This is a genomic window from Legionella steigerwaltii (assembly GCF_001468065.1).
In the GTDB taxonomy this organism is placed as follows: domain Bacteria; phylum Pseudomonadota; class Gammaproteobacteria; order Legionellales; family Legionellaceae; genus Legionella; species Legionella steigerwaltii.
In genome coordinates, this window is record NZ_LNYZ01000013.1 from 554,073 (window position 1) to 568,642 (window position 14,570).

The following is a 14,570-nucleotide window of genomic DNA, read 5'->3' on the forward strand; positions in this document are numbered from 1 at the left end:
AAGGGTTTTGTATGGGAAGCGTGGAGGAATAACCCTGGAGATAAAAAATGAATATTAGTATGCGAGAATTGCTTGAAGCAGGTGCTCATTTTGGACACAGAACACGTTTTTGGAATCCTGAAATGGGTGAGTATATATTTGGATCACGTAATAAAATCCACATTATTAATCTTGAAAAAACGATGGTGATGCTTAACGACGTAGTAAACTATGTTGGAAGATTAGCATCTAACAAAGCAAAGATTCTTTTTGTAGGTACTAAAAGAGCAGCACAAGACAGTATTCGTGAACATGCGAAACGTTGTGGCATGCCTTATGTTGATCACCGTTGGTTAGGTGGTATGTTAACCAACTATAAAACAGTACGTCAGTCTATTTTTCGTTTAAAAGAATTAAAAGAAATGAAGGAAAAGGGTCTGCTGAATGGAATGATAAAAAAAGAAGCATTAATGTTGACTCGTGAACTTGAAAAATTGGAAAGAGGCTTAGGTGGTATCGAGAATATGGGCGGATTGCCTGATGCTCTGTTTATTGTCGATGTTGGTTTTGAGCACATTGCCGTTGAAGAAGCTCATCGTCTAAAAATTCCCGTTATTGGTGTTGTTGATACGAACAATAGCCCAAGAAACATTGATTATATTATTCCTGGTAATGATGATTCTATGAGAGCAGTTGATATCTATGTACGTTGTGTTGCTGATGCAATTTTAGATGCTAAAGGCAGTAACACAGTAGGTGCAGGTTCATCTGATGCTGAATTTGTTGAAGTTGTTGAACAAGCTAGTGATTCTGAAAAAGCTGGGGAATAATTAAACTTAAAAATATAGGGGGCCGGGTGTCTGAACACCTCAATTTGCCCCCTTTTTGCTATACGGAGAAATGAAATGTCAATTAGTGCGAGTTTAGTCATGCAGTTACGTGAACGTACCGGTGCTGGCATGATGGAATGTAAAAAATTTCTAATAGCAACCAATGGTGATATTGAGGCTGCAATCATTGAAATGCGTAAAGCAGGTCAAGCAAAAGCAGATAAAAAAGCGGATCGTGTTGCTGCCGAAGGTGTGGTGATTGTTGCTCGTTCTGCGGATGGACGTAGAGCAGTAATGCTTGAAATTAATAGTGAAACAGACTTTGTTGCTCGGGATGAGAATTTTACTAACTTTGCTAATAAGGTTGCTGAGGCCGCATTAAACAGTTCTGCTGCAACTATTGCTGAATTATCCGTAATTGCGCTTCCTTCTGGAAATACTGTAGAGCAAGCTCGTCAAGAATTAGTAGCAAAAATTGGTGAAAACATTAAATTAAGACGTCTGGAGCGTATGTCATGTGATGCAGGCGTTATTGGTTATTACTTGCATGGTTCACGAATCGGTGTCATGGCTGCACTTAAAACGGGCGACGAAGAACTTGCCAAAGATATTGCTATGCACATTGCAGCCAGTAAGCCAATTGTAGTAAGCAAAGATCAAGTATCTGCTGAGGCTATTGAAAATGAGCGTGAAATTTTTACAGCCCAAGCAAAAGAAAGTGGCAAACCACAAGAAATTATCGATAAAATGATCGAAGGTCGAATCAATAAATTTATTGATGAAGTAAGTTTATTAGGTCAGCCTTTTGTTAAGAATCCAGACATTAAAGTTGGACAACTTTTAAAAGAAAAAAATACGGAAGTGCTTTCCTTTGTACGTTATGAAGTTGGTGAAGGAATAGAGAAAAAAGAAGACAATTTTGTGGAAGAAGTGATGGCTCAGGTTCGTACATGATGAATGAAAGTCACCCAACATTAAAATATAAGCGTATTTTGCTAAAATACAGCGGTGAAGCCCTTATGGGCAAGTCACAATTCGGTATCGATCCCTCGGTCTTGGATACTTTGGCCAGGGATATCGCTGAATTAATAAAGATGGGCGTTGAAGTTGGTCTCGTATTAGGTGGTGGTAATTTATTTCGTGGTAAGGCACTTTCTCAGGCAGGAGTAGGACGTGTAACTGGTGACCATATGGGTATGCTGGCCACAGTAATGAATGCTTTAGCGGTGAGAGATGCTTTAGAGCGAATTGATATGCCAGCGCGTATTATGTCAGCTATTCCCATGCTAGGAGTTGTTGACCCATATCATCGACGCAAGGCAATTACACATTTGCGTACCGGACATGTTGTTATTTTTGCAGCGGGAACAGGGAACCCATTTTTCACTACTGATACAGCGGCTTGTTTAAGAGCCATTGAAATAGGCGCTGATGTAGTTTTAAAGGCAACTAAAGTGGATGGTGTTTACTCTGAAGACCCCTTCAAAAATCCAAATGCCAAACGATATGATTATTTAACTTATATTGAAGTACTAACACAAGGTTTAGAAGTAATGGACTCTACTGCAATTTGTCTTTGTCAAGATCAGGGCATGCCATTGCAGGTTTTCGATATGACTGCACCTAATGCATTGAAAAGAATTGTATCTGGAGAGCGCGTGGGAACTATAGTCGGAGCTAATCATGATTAATGAGATTAAGCAAGATTCAGAAAAGCGAATGAAAAAAACTATCGAGGCGTTACAGGCCGATCTAGTCAAAGTTCGCACAGGAAGAGCGAATGTTGGTTTGCTGGACCATGTGCAAGTTGATTATTACGGAACGATGACTCCATTGAATCAAGTTGCCAACGTTACTGCTAGTGATTCGCGCACAATATTGGTTACACCTTGGGAAAAATCCATGGTATCAGCTGTAGAAAAAGCAATTTTGAACTCAGATTTGGGTTTGAATCCTGCTACAGCAGGTACTGCTATTCGCGTTCCTATGCCTCCGTTGACTGAAGAACGTAGAAAAGAGCTAATCAAAGTTGTTCGTAATGAAGGAGAACAAGGAAAAGTTTCCATTCGAAATATTAGAAGAGATGCAAATAGTCAATTAAAAGAATTAGTTAAAGATAAAGCTATTTCTGAGGATGATGAGCGTCGAGCAACAGAAGTCATTCAAAAACTAACCGATAAATATATTCTAGAAGTAGATGCCTTATTGGCTGAAAAAGAAAAAGATTTAATGGAAATCTAGATCAAATTAATGCTTGAGGTGATTCACACCACTTCAAGCAGCAACAAAACTTTTTGCTTCATTTATCATTCAAAAACACCAAGTATTTTATTTAATTTCTAATTTAGTCATGATATGAATGTATTATTAAGTTTTTTTATCCATTATAAAAAAGTCACTTAATATATTTTTCCTATAACCCTTCTGAAATGGTTTTTGGAGGTTCCTCATGAAATATAAAGTTGTTGTTTTTGGGAAACAGGGAAGTGGTAAAACTAGACTAAATCATAAAATTGCCCAAAAGGAAATTGATTTTGAAGAAGACTTGGCTCCTACCTTAAGTGTTGATTTTTTATCTCGAAAAATTGACTCCAATAACGTTGTGGACTTATGGGATATATCAGGAGAAGAACGATTTAAGCAAATTAATCCCTATTATTACAAGGGAGCTGATGTAGGTGTTTTTTGTGTTGATTTGACAGAAGAAATTAAAGAACAAGAAATTACTAGCCGTATCCAAGAGTTTCGCCAATTTGCTCCCCTTGTTCCTATTATCTGTGTTGGAACAAAATCAGACTCTTCTAGGGCAAATAGTAACGCATTAGAAAAAATTAAATCAAAAGAATTATTTACCAACTTCATCATTACTTCAGCAAACAATGGAGATAATGTAGAAGCGCTTTTTGATCTAATCCGTACTCATTGTGAAGGTAAACTTCTACTGTCATGGAGTGAGGCCGTTACAAAACTGAAAAAGAGTATCATCAGTCTTCCAAAGGCAAAAAACACATTAATAGGAATTGAATTAGATGAACTTTCAAACATTATATTGAATAAAACTGGTGTTCCAAGCGTTACTCCAAAGGAGAAAGCTGCGGCTATAGAGAAGTTTACAAAAAACTGTGAAATTATTTTAGGAGATGAACATCCTAACGTACTTAAAGCGGTGCTTGCGGTTGCTGCAGCTGCCATCGTATTAACTGTGACAGCTTTAATTGGTTTCGCCATTGGAGTTGCATATAGCTGGTGGACTGGTCCTGGAGCTTTTTTTGCTGGTTTATTAAGCGGTTATACTGCTGCGGTGACTGTTGCCTCTTCAAGTGCACTATCAGGGGTAATAACTGGTGGTATTACTGCATATGGTTTATTTAAGCCCTCCACGGAAGTGGAAGCTCTCGCTAATTTTACTGCTGAAGTATCCTCTTGGGATAAATCAGTTATTTTATAGTAAGAATTCACGTTATGATGTTCACTAAGCTTTTATACCTAGATGTGTAGCTGCTGGAGTTTTAGGCGGTTACACTACAGCTGTATCTGTTGCCACTTCAAGTACGGAATTAGGTGCCATAGCTGGGGGTATCACTGCTATTGGTTTATTTAAAACATCCAAGCAAATGAACGCGATCAATGAATTAACAACAGAGGTATTGTCTTTCAACACAGTAATTTTTTTGTAGTCATCTGGGTGTATAACCCTCCTCATCTTCGCTACCCCAATCCAATTCTTCCTCCTCCTCCTCCTCCTCAGGTTCTTGCCTTCTAGAAATTTTTCCCAAAATTTTATCTTGAATCTTTTCAGCTTCATCATTAAACTCACTCTCATGACACTTCTCCGCTTCTTGAGAGGGAATTTTTGCTAGATCTTCATTTTTTAAAATTTTTAGTATTCGTGGATCTTCATATTTAAGTGTAGAATAGAGAAGTTGTACATTTTTATACATATTTCCAGCTGCCGAATATTGTAAGTCTATAGTCGGAAGGTTATCTAGCTCTCTAAATCGAGCAAGAATTTCCAAATCTTTAATAATTTTTTCAATACTACCCTTGAATATTCCGAGATGACTATCTGAACTTTTTTCGAAATCTTTTAATTTTTCTTCAAGCATCTCTTTTAAATCAATTAATCTGACATATTAAGCGTAACCATATATTGTTTTTTTTCATGTTTCTCTTCACTCATGTCTCTCTCCAACGATTGTTGCTATCTCGTGAAATACTTCGAGACATCTAAGTCTACGAAGTCGACTTGATGCAATGAGTCTTGTTTGACATACAAGAAAATTGATACTTTATAAGTATAGACTATAAATAGTCAGTATGTTTATCTTTAGATCAATACGAAATGTCGGTGAATGTAATATCAACCTATTTGAGGTGGTTGAGTTAGTAGCAAAAAGTAATGTTTTTATTTTTTACGCCATTAATAACACAAATAAAAGAGCTAAAATTTCTTCCTAAAATTAGTCACTAATCGCTTCCAGTTCGTTTGTTTATAATCTCCAACATATCCCCAGGAATCAACCCATATAATTCGTTTAAAAGCTGCCGTTTCTTTTATTTTATTCATAAATAGTTCTTTACTTTCATTTTTTGCGGCAAAAATAACCATATTGGCACTTTTTCTTATTGGAATGACTAAGGTATGCTTAAATTGATTTTTAACTAACTGAAAAATAGGATATTGTTCTTTTATATTGGCTAAGTTTATAGCCAAAAATCCATTCTCGGTTATTATTTTGTGACATGAGGCAAAAAAGTTAGCATTAGCACACTCGAGTGGAAAATGGTTTGCATTATACAGATCAACGATTAGGTGGGTAAAATTTGTCTCGCAATTTTGTACATAATCTTCCGCATTTTCATGGATGACGGTTAAATTTTTTAAGCGGTCTATCATAAAGAACTGTTTTGCAATTTCGATAACTTCTTTACTATTATCCACCGCGATTAACGGAATATCCTTTAGCATTAACGCAACTCCTGCACCACCTAACCCTAACATGCACGTTGTTCCTGGATATTTACGTGCCATTAACGTCAGTGCCTGAAGATAATATAAAATAGGTTTATGAGGTTTATAACGATTAATTACCGTTTGTAACGCATTACTACCCAATGTCAGCCATCGATAGCATAAATTTTGATATACTTTATAACCCGAAGGGGATGTATAAATGCATCTTCCTAACTTCGTTCTCCACATTTTAGCGTATCGTCTCTAATTGAAAGGGGTAAATTGACCCAAGTTTTAAGATTTGAGTTAATTCATCCAAGGCACAAAAACACTCTTCAAGAAATAGGGGATCCGCTAAGTCTGCTGCAACTAACTCAGTACGATAGTTCTTTAATACCCATTTTTCCAAGGACTTTAATAACTCATCATTGACTAATACGCCTTGATGCATGGCTTGAAGTTCTGCTTCATTCAATGGAACACGCAATCTCAGGCAAGCTGGGCCACCACCGTTTTGCATGCTTTGTTTCAGATCAAGAAAATGTACCGAGTTGATAGGGTTTGATTCATCGGCAAGTATTCTTTCGATACAAGCATTGGAGCGTGGATTATTTTGACACTCAAAAGGAGCAATGAGCATCATTGAGTTTGATCTTTTTAAACTAATAATTTGTGAATTAAAAAGATAGGTTTCAACTGCATCGACAACGCTCAGTTCTTTTTGTGAAATTTGAATAATATTTAAAGGAAAGGGCGTTTTTTCACTTAACTCTTTAAACACAGAGCTCTGCTGATGAAACGCTTGTTCATGAACTAAAAAAACAGATTCATTGACCACAGAAATAACGTCATTATGAAAAACTCCTTGATCGATGGCGATTGGATTTTGGCAGGCAAACACAACATTGTTTTCCAATAATTGATGTTGGCGTACAATGGCTTCAGATGCTTCTCGAGTCTGTCGTGCTGGATATTTTATTGGACCAAAGTTTGACTGATTTTTCCCTAAAGCTTTCTTCCCATAAACAAAAAGATGAACTCCTGGTTGGCTATAGTTTTGACAGATACGACTGTGGTTTGCAGCACCTTCATCTCCAGTAATGGTTGAGCGTGGCAGAATAGGATGATGATGGAAATAATTGGGGTTAGAGAAAATAAACTCCAGCATTTTTTTTGAAAAATCCGCCTCCTGATGTCTGTGCAAATTGCTGATGAGATTTGCTGCAGTAAAATGAACTTTATGGTCATTCGTATCTGTGCTTGGAGAAACTGTAGCTGCATTGGCTGCCCACATGCTGGATGCCGAATAACACACACTAAGCAGTTCAGGTGCCGTTTTATAAACTTTATTAATTTGTTCTGTGGGTGTACCACAAAAGCCTAATTGATGGAGTAGCTCTAGATTAGGGCGTTGCTGTGGCGGAAATAATCCTTGCTTTAGACCCATTTTGTGAAGTAAACGCATCTTCTCTATGCCTTGCAGAGCTGCTGTTTGGGGATTGGAAATTGCCAGTGCATTATAAAGAGATGCAAGATTACCCGGAGCAATACCTGCATAATTATGGGTAGGGCCGACTAGGCCGTCCATGTTTAACTCATAAACGTTCATTTTAATTTTCCGTTTTTAAATTTTATGTAACTGTTTGCCCCCAATTATAGGTGCATCGTAGCCTGGGTGCAGCGCAGCGTAACCCGGGTTTACGGATATGAATGAACCTCTGATCCTGGGTTCCGCTGCGCTGCACCCAGGCTGCGATATCTACATTTGGGTTACAAAGTAATACCGGGTAACATCTGTTCTGGCATTGATAAAAGAGGTTGTTCCATACTAGCTACAGGGTAAGCACAATAATCTGCAGCAAAATAGGCACTTGGTCTATGATTTCCACTTAATCCAACTCCACCAAAAGGAAGACTACCGGCTGCCCCTGTAGTAGGCCTATTCCAATTAATTAAGCCAGCCCGGACTCGCTGATAAAATTGATGATAATACTGCTCATTATCACTTAATAAACCCGCAACCAAACCATAGCGAGTTTGATTTGCCAGATTAATTGCTTGTTCAAAGTGGGTATAACGATGAATTTGTACCAAAGGAGCAAAAATTTCCTCATCTGGTGGATTATCAAAATGTGTCATATCAATGACACCTGGTGAGAGTAGACCTGTATACTCAGTAAGTAATGTCATGGGCAATAAAGAAATAGCACCTGACTCAATCAGTTTCTTTTGGCTATGGAGATGTTTAAGAGCTTGTACATAGCTGATAACTGGCCCCATAAATGGCTCTGGTTTTTGGTCAAAGGGACCAACCTTGACAGATGAGCAGGTTTCAATAAACCGATTTAAAAACTCATCGCCTTGAGCCGTGTCAGGTATAATAACACGCCGTGCGCAGGTACATCGTTGACCAGCAGTAATTAGGGTAGAAAGTAGTGTATGGTAAACAGCCGCATTAAGATCAGTCACTTCATCAACAACTAAAGGATTATTTCCTCCCATTTCAAGTGCTAAGATGACTTCAGGCTTGTCAACAAATTGTTGATGAATGCGCAATCCCGTAGCATAACTGCCTGTAAAATATACTCCTTGAATGTCTTGTGAAAGCATGGTTCTTGCACAGGTTGCATCTCCCTGTAAACAGTTTATTACTCCAGGAGGTAGTTCACACTCATGCCAACATTGCATGACAAATTCAGCTACGGCAGGTGTATGTTCACTTGGCTTATAAAGAATCGTGTTTCCTGCTAAAAGAGCAGGGACTATATGGCCATTGCTCAAATGAGCTGGAAAATTAAATGCACCGAGAACGACTACAACACCTTGGGGTTTAAACCGAAGATAGGCATTTGCTTCAGTCGTCTTGGTTACTTTTGTGCCTGTTCTTTCCTGGTAAGCTTGAATGGATAAATTAATTTTTCCTATAACTGCATTGACTTCGGTATGTGCTTCCCATAAAGGTTTTCCAGTTTCTACTGCTATTAAATATGCTAGTTGATCGCGATTTTTTTCAATTTGTTTGGCAAATTTCTGGATATAATTTGCACGAGTTTCAAAATCAAGAGTCGACCAGGGGAAAAGCACTTGTTGTGCTGCATGATATGCAGCGAAAATTTCTTGTTCAGTCGCATTTGTACCTTGCCAAAATAATGTGCCATAACTCGGATTAACTGATTCTAGAGTAGTTCCCTGTCCCTTAATCCACTGGCCATTAATATATTGTCCTTTGCCATTCAATATAGATGATTTAATCATTTAACCCTCCATCATTAAATAATAAAGGAGCTACGCGCAGTTGATCGCCACATTTAACTTGGAGGACACTTGCTGTTTTTTTGCTAATAATACAGGTGTTATTTTCTTTGTTTACTAGAACACTATTAATGGTTGCACGAAAATCCAATTGTGTATTTGCTAATAAATAGTTAGCACTGCTTACTTCATCACTAATATTTTTAATGGTTACAATTCGACTTAGTTCTATAGTTTTGATTTTGGGTAGTGGTACTTCAAGTGTAGGACCCGCATCAAAAATATCAATGTACTTGTTATATCGAAATCCTTCTCTCAACAAAATGTTCATGGCCGCCTGTGTCGATGGATGGGCTCGACCTATTACTGCTTGGGCTTCGGGTGACAGCAATTTAATGTATATAGGATTACGAGGCATCAAGTCTGATATAAATTGTTTGTCTGTTGCTAGAGTGAGTCGATCTGCTTCTGCAAAAGACATATGAAAAAAATGACTTCCTACATTCTGCCAAAAGGGTGATATGCCATTTATATCTGAAGTGCCGCGCATTTCAGCGATTACAGTCGAAGCAAAACGTTCTGGGTGTTGGGCGATAAACAGAAAACGGGCTTTGGAAAGTAATAGTCCATTTTTATTTTTCCTGTATTTAGGCTCTAAAAAAAGGGTGCAGATTTCACTGCGCCCTTGATTATCATTTACTAAACTTAAAACCTCATAATCGCTTCGTATATTTAATGAACGACAAATTCGAGTACGCTTGGAGATTTTGTAAGAATAAAAAGGAGCCTCATGTCCAATGCATGACTCAATTCCGGAAACACCTATTATTTTTTTATTTGTAGGGTTTTCCAAAACAAATAAGTAATATTCATTATGCGGTTTTACTATATTTTTTTTGAATGATTCAGTAGACCAGTGAAGTCGTTTTTTTAGGATTTTTTTATCCTTGGAAAGCGTTGTTATTCCTATGCCACTTTCCTCAGCCAAATAATGAATCGCATCTAAATCTGTATCACGAGCACTACGAAATAGCATCATTTTTTAGATCCTCTAAACCACCTTGAGCTAGGTCAAGCAAGAGTAGGGTACTGAGTGCGGCGCGTTCGGATAAACTATCAAGTAAAATATACTCTTCTGCACTGTGGATATTACCGCCCCTAACCCCAAGTGTGTCTAGAACAGGTAAACCATGTTGAGCCAAATTATTTCCATCACAACAACCACCACTATCTTGCCAATCTATAGCTAAACCAAGCTCTTTTCCTAAGTGTTGAATACGATGAAACAAACGTTTTGTACCAGAACATACACGTTTAACGGGCCTACCAAAAACGCCCTGTATATTTAAAGAATAACCTTGGCGTTTTAATTGTCCAATAATTTTGTCCAACTCAGTTCGTACCCAATATTCATCTTCAGGGAGACTAATCCGAATGTCAAGCTGCGCTACTGCTTTGTCAGGAACTACATTGAGTGCTTCACCGCCTGCAATCTTTCCTACGTTAATGGTCACTCCTTCGCGCTTCCCATTAAGGGCGTCAACGGCACATATTACCTCAGCTAAATAGCAAATGGCATTTCGCCCTTCTGAGAAAGCTCGTCCTGCATGCGCAGCTTTTCCAGTAGCAATAAGTGTCAATTTCCCACTACCTTTGCGATTTTTTGCTAAAGTGCCATTTGGAGTCATCGCTGGCTCATAGACTAAAGCTGCTTGATAATTAGCTGCTAACTCATCGAAAAGAAGGCTGGATGCCGGTGAGCCAATTTCTTCATCAGAATTAATTAAAACATCCCAACCAAGTTCTGCGGCACACTCATCTTGTTCGAAAGCAGATAAAGCATGCAACATCACAATAAGCCCACCTTTCATATCGGTAACGCCAGGGCCATTAATGCAATTATCATTAATATAAGTTAATTTTTGAAAAGGATTATCTGCAGCATACACGGTATCCATATGTCCGCTGAGCAAAACTCGACGTTTCAAGTGAGGTCGTTTTCTAATAAATAGAGCATCGCCGCAGGTTTGTAATACTGTATTGCCAGACATATCTATAGCAGATAATTTCTGAAGTTTTTTTATCTGAATTGTATCAGCTATGGGGTTATAGGCTGTTTGCAATAAATAAGCCATTTGGGCTAACCCTTCTAAATTAGTTGTGCCAGAATTAATCTCACAAAACTGATGGAGTTGTTTCACCATCGTTTCCTGATTATTTTTTATTATATTTATCAGTTTCTTGTATGCTTTAATCACGGCTTTTAACTTAGAGCTAAAAATACAGAATAGCTGAAATTAGGGTAGTTCACAACGTTATACCCAAGGAAAATAAATGAAATCCTCCGAGTAATTCGACTCGGAGGAAAAGACAAATTGAGGTTTTTTTGCTATGGCACAGAGCTAAGTGATGCGTTTTGTTTAGCAGGTTGTGGTGTGTTGGTTATCGGCCATATTTGGGGCAAAGCCATAAAACCAAATTTACTCAGTAAACCCTCAGATTTGACTTGTTCATCACTTTTAGTCTGCTGTAGCTCTGGATGAAAGCTCGAGTCAACGCGTCGATCGAGTCCCTGCAGACGTAGAAGTTGCTTTTCTTGAAGTTCTAATAACTTATTAAATCGTTCTGTACTCGCTTTTAATTCAGACTTAACTAAAGAAAGTTCAGATTCTGCTTTAGACATCCGCTCGGTTACCTCATCAAAACTAGCTGACTTATCCGTTAAAAAGCTATTTAATTTTTCTTGAAAAGCTTGTCGTTGACTGGTGTCACTGATTGCTGCAGTAGATAGAACTTTCACTGTTCCTTCCAGAGAAGTGGCAATTTTTTTAGCTTTATCTAGTTCAGTCCCCATTGATTTCCTAACTTCCGATAACTCAGAAGTTTTTTGAGATAAGAGCAATAGACTTTTAGAATGTTCATCTTGTGCTTTTAAAAGCTCTTTTTGAGTGGCTTGAAACTGTTCATTTTGTTTTTCAAGATCTTGCTTTAAAGAGGCAGCTGTTTCTTCAAGTTTTTCCTTTGTCTTACGAAGTAATTTTTCTGTTTCAACATAAACCTCTACCTGAGCGCTCAAAGTCTCAACTTCTTCATTTAATCGCGTAATATTTTGGGCGAGCTTTTCATTCTCTTCTTTAAATTTATCTATTTCAACAGCCAATTTTTTACGAATTGAATCTAATGCGCCAATAGTTAATTCAAGAATTTCTGCAACTCCAAAAATTCCCTCTTTTAATTTTTGTGCAATATTTTTTGTATGATAATGATGGTCATCAAGAACAATTCCGCTTGTAGTATACGCTACGGCACTTATTCCGCTAATTGTAACGAGAAATCCAATATGTGCTGCAGCTCCAATAATGAGGGTTGGGCCTGTTATAGCAACTCCACCAATAATTCTTTGCCACAGAGGTAGCTCACCCCAAAAAGCAGCTGCACGTGAAATAAGGCTTGGATTATCATGTAAACTATCAACTATTGCTCCTAGACTTTTTTTGACTTGTGTTAAATGCTCTTGGGTTAAAGCAATACTTTGCAAACTATCTAAATCAGCCGGAGGAGAGCTTGGATCTAGTAATATTTTTTTTGCCGCATCAGAAAAACTCATCTGTGACAAAGCTTTTTGAAGGATTACTTTATTTGAAACAGAAGCATTAGTATCGCTTTTAATAAGTGTTTCAAGTTCTTGATCTTTAGTAGACATACAACACTCCCTGTGTTTAAGAATCTCCCTGTAAATTCTATTTTTAACCACAAAAGCACTAATAAGCAAGTAAAAATTTGTTGTTTTGTAGTTGTTTAAAAACAATATGCTGTAGGTGACTCATTTTCCTATTTGGAAAAAATCAAAACAATCTGGAGCCTTACATAATATAATTTATTCTCTCTTATATGAAAAAGATCTATGAAGTGCGATAGTTATTTTTGATAGAATTCGCTTAATGCTCTCGGGATAAATTTTAGGTTTTAATTGAAGAAAATAGATAGAGCAGTTACGATGGTGTATTCATTACTGCGGTTACATTTTATTTACCGGAGTACTCAGAAGATTGAATATATCTTGTAAAGTATACGGCCCGTTTAAGGAGGCAGAGTGGAAGTATCATTAGAATTCTCTTCACCGAGCATAAAAGTGGATAATCAATCATTATTAAACAATTGTCATTCTGATTGGAAAGAAATTGTTACCAAAGCACTAGAAACAATGGACCAGCATTATTTACAACTGCTAATGCATGATGAACATTGGTTACCAGGGAAGGAGAGTCTATTCGCGGCCTTCAGCTTACCGCTAGCTAAAACTCGATATATTTTGCTGGGTGAATCTCCTTATCCTCGGCAAGATTCAGCGAACGGATATGCTTTTTGGGATAATTCAGTTGGTAACTTATGGAGCATAAATGGCTTAAGTAAAGCAGTTAATAGAGCAACTTCTTTGCGTAATTGGATTAAAATGTTGCTTGTCGCACGCGGTGAATTAGACTCCAATACGTCACAAGCCAATATAGCACTACTGGATAAAAGCTCTTTAGTACAAACGGCGCAACAATTGTTTGAAGGAATGATGACGAAAGGAATCTTATTGCTCAATGCTTCTTTAGTTTATAGTGAAGGTAAAGTTCCTTACCACGCACGACAATGGAAACCGTTTATGCAAAGCCTTTTTAGTCAATTGGCTATAATTAAACCTTCTGTCCAATTGATTTTATTGGGTAAAATTGCAGAAACTGCTGCACAAAATAAATTACCTATAGGACTTATTGCAGAACATCCTTATAATGTAAGTTTTATTACCAATCAGCGAGTTATCGATTTTTTTAAACCTCTGGATTTATTACAAATATGAGTCATCCTGAATCAACTGTTGATCCCAAAGAAATTAGTAAATTTGCTCAGCATGCCAGCTTATGGTGGGATACTGAGGGGCCTCTTAAAACTCTTCATGACATAAATCAAACAAGGCTTGATTTTATAAAGCAGCATACCCATTTAAATGATTTGACTGTTTTGGATGTGGGCTGCGGTGGAGGTATCCTCTGTGAAGCTATGGCAAGCTCAGGGGCACATGTTACTGGTATAGATGCAGAATCTGAGGCAATTTTAATCGCTCAAGAACATGCAAAAAATAATCATCTGAAGATTAATTATCTATCTACTTCAGTGGAAGAATATAATCACCGGCGTTTTGATGTGATCACTTGCATGGAAATGTTGGAGCATGTAGAAAATCCTGGATTGGTTTTCGAACACTGTAGACGATTACTGAAGCCGCAAGGCCTATTATTTGTATCAACAATTAGTAGAACAATTAAGGCTTATGCTACGGCAATTATTGCTGCAGAATATATATTCAACTTATTACCTAAACAGACCCACGATTATAAAAAATTTATAAAACCAAGTGAGTTACTTACCATGGCCCGACCTTGGGATTTTGACTTGATCGAATTGAAAGGAATGGACTACAACCCCTTTTTAAGGAAGGCTTCATTAGGATCAGATATTAGAGTTAATTATTTGATGGCTTTACAGCTAATTGCTTAATCTATAATGCA

General features: G+C 37.5%; 14 protein-coding genes. 7 read left to right on the forward strand and 7 right to left on the reverse strand.

Features of this window, described 5'->3' with window-relative positions; all coding sequences use genetic code 11:
* Positions 1 to 47 precede the first annotated feature (47 nt).
* The 5 genes from rpsB to Lstg_RS10275 all read left to right on the forward strand — a co-directional run bounded on the left by rpsB (position 48) and on the right by Lstg_RS10275 (position 4,257).
* Complete coding sequence (gene rpsB / locus Lstg_RS10255) at positions 48 to 809, forward strand: 30S ribosomal protein S2 (protein WP_058477565.1); 762 nt, start codon at positions 48 to 50, stop codon at positions 807 to 809.
* A 75-nt stretch (positions 810 to 884) separates the two neighbouring features.
* A complete protein-coding gene (tsf, locus tag Lstg_RS10260; RefSeq protein WP_058477566.1) occupies positions 885 to 1,763 on the forward strand; it encodes a translation elongation factor Ts in 879 nt (292 codons plus the stop codon).
* Positions 1,760 to 2,500, forward strand: coding sequence for a UMP kinase (gene pyrH / locus Lstg_RS10265; protein WP_028380479.1), 741 nt, complete (start codon positions 1,760 to 1,762; stop codon positions 2,498 to 2,500). The genes tsf and pyrH overlap by 4 nt, the downstream gene beginning before the upstream one ends.
* On the forward strand, positions 2,493 to 3,050 hold the full coding sequence (frr, locus tag Lstg_RS10270; protein ID WP_058477567.1) for a ribosome recycling factor: 558 nt from the start codon (positions 2,493 to 2,495) through the stop codon (positions 3,048 to 3,050). The genes pyrH and frr overlap by 8 nt, the downstream gene beginning before the upstream one ends.
* A 208-nt stretch (positions 3,051 to 3,258) precedes the next feature.
* On the forward strand, positions 3,259 to 4,257 hold the full coding sequence (locus tag Lstg_RS10275) for a Rab family GTPase (protein ID WP_058477568.1): 999 nt from the start codon (positions 3,259 to 3,261) through the stop codon (positions 4,255 to 4,257).
* A gap of 229 nt (positions 4,258 to 4,486) precedes the next feature.
* Here Lstg_RS10275 and Lstg_RS10280 read toward each other — a convergent pair whose 3' ends face one another.
* The 7 genes from Lstg_RS10280 to Lstg_RS10310 form a co-directional block, all read right to left on the reverse strand.
* On the reverse strand, positions 4,487 to 4,915 hold the full coding sequence (locus Lstg_RS10280) for a hypothetical protein (protein ID WP_058477569.1): 429 nt from the start codon (positions 4,913 to 4,915) through the stop codon (positions 4,487 to 4,489).
* A 335-nt stretch (positions 4,916 to 5,250) separates the two neighbouring features.
* Positions 5,251 to 6,012 (reverse strand): class I SAM-dependent methyltransferase, encoded by a 762-nt coding sequence (locus Lstg_RS10285; protein ID WP_058477570.1) that lies wholly within the window; start codon positions 6,010 to 6,012, stop codon positions 5,251 to 5,253.
* Position 6,013: 1 nt separating this feature from the next.
* Positions 6,014 to 7,372 carry an N-succinylarginine dihydrolase gene (astB, locus tag Lstg_RS10290; protein ID WP_058477571.1) on the reverse strand — a complete coding sequence of 453 codons (1,359 nt, stop codon included), beginning with the start codon at positions 7,370 to 7,372 and terminating at the stop codon, positions 6,014 to 6,016.
* Positions 7,373 to 7,533: 161 nt separating this feature from the next.
* A complete protein-coding gene (gene astD / locus Lstg_RS10295) occupies positions 7,534 to 9,018 on the reverse strand; it encodes a succinylglutamate-semialdehyde dehydrogenase (protein ID WP_058477572.1) in 1,485 nt (494 codons plus the stop codon).
* Entirely contained in the window at positions 9,011 to 10,054 is a 1,044-nt protein-coding gene (locus tag Lstg_RS10300; RefSeq protein WP_058477573.1) for an arginine N-succinyltransferase, read from the reverse strand. Before Lstg_RS10300 ends, astD begins: the two co-directional genes overlap by 8 nt.
* Positions 10,038 to 11,273 carry a hydrolase gene (locus Lstg_RS10305; protein WP_082650830.1) on the reverse strand — a complete coding sequence of 412 codons (1,236 nt, stop codon included), beginning with the start codon at positions 11,271 to 11,273 and terminating at the stop codon, positions 10,038 to 10,040. Before Lstg_RS10305 ends, Lstg_RS10300 begins: the two co-directional genes overlap by 17 nt.
* Positions 11,274 to 11,404: 131 nt before the next feature.
* On the reverse strand, positions 11,405 to 12,718 hold the full coding sequence (locus Lstg_RS10310) for a LegC2/C7 family Dot/Icm T4SS effector (protein WP_058477575.1): 1,314 nt from the start codon (positions 12,716 to 12,718) through the stop codon (positions 11,405 to 11,407).
* Between the two features lie 390 nt (positions 12,719 to 13,108).
* On the opposite strand from Lstg_RS10310, the gene Lstg_RS10315 reads away from it, so the two are divergent.
* A complete protein-coding gene (locus tag Lstg_RS10315) occupies positions 13,109 to 13,861 on the forward strand; it encodes a uracil-DNA glycosylase family protein (RefSeq protein ID WP_058477576.1) in 753 nt (250 codons plus the stop codon).
* A complete protein-coding gene (gene ubiG / locus Lstg_RS10320; RefSeq protein ID WP_058477577.1) occupies positions 13,858 to 14,559 on the forward strand; it encodes a bifunctional 2-polyprenyl-6-hydroxyphenol methylase/3-demethylubiquinol 3-O-methyltransferase UbiG in 702 nt (233 codons plus the stop codon). Before Lstg_RS10315 ends, ubiG begins: the two co-directional genes overlap by 4 nt.
* The last annotated feature ends 11 nt before the right edge of the window (positions 14,560 to 14,570 follow it).

Bases quoted from the DNA above. Each gene is read 5' to 3' on its own strand.
- Lstg_RS10285 (WP_058477570.1), bottom strand. From the start codon at position 6,012: ATGTGGAGAACGAAGTTAGGAAGATGCATTTATACATCCCCTTCGGGT.
- astB (WP_058477571.1), bottom strand. From the start codon at position 7,372: ATGAACGTTTATGAGTTAAACATGGACGGCCTAGTCGGCCCTACCCAT.
- pyrH (WP_028380479.1), top strand. From the start codon at position 1,760: ATGATGAATGAAAGTCACCCAACATTAAAATATAAGCGTATTTTGCTA.
- Lstg_RS10275 (WP_058477568.1), top strand. From the start codon at position 3,259: ATGAAATATAAAGTTGTTGTTTTTGGGAAACAGGGAAGTGGTAAAACT.
- frr (WP_058477567.1), top strand. From the start codon at position 2,493: ATGATTAATGAGATTAAGCAAGATTCAGAAAAGCGAATGAAAAAAACT.
- rpsB (WP_058477565.1), top strand. From the start codon at position 48: ATGAATATTAGTATGCGAGAATTGCTTGAAGCAGGTGCTCATTTTGGA.
- Lstg_RS10280 (WP_058477569.1), bottom strand. From the start codon at position 4,915: ATGCTTGAAGAAAAATTAAAAGATTTCGAAAAAAGTTCAGATAGTCAT.
- tsf (WP_058477566.1), top strand. From the start codon at position 885: ATGTCAATTAGTGCGAGTTTAGTCATGCAGTTACGTGAACGTACCGGT.
- ubiG (WP_058477577.1), top strand. From the start codon at position 13,858: ATGAGTCATCCTGAATCAACTGTTGATCCCAAAGAAATTAGTAAATTT.
- Lstg_RS10310 (WP_058477575.1), bottom strand. From the start codon at position 12,718: ATGTCTACTAAAGATCAAGAACTTGAAACACTTATTAAAAGCGATACT.
- Lstg_RS10300 (WP_058477573.1), bottom strand. From the start codon at position 10,054: ATGATGCTATTTCGTAGTGCTCGTGATACAGATTTAGATGCGATTCAT.
- astD (WP_058477572.1), bottom strand. From the start codon at position 9,018: ATGATTAAATCATCTATATTGAATGGCAAAGGACAATATATTAATGGC.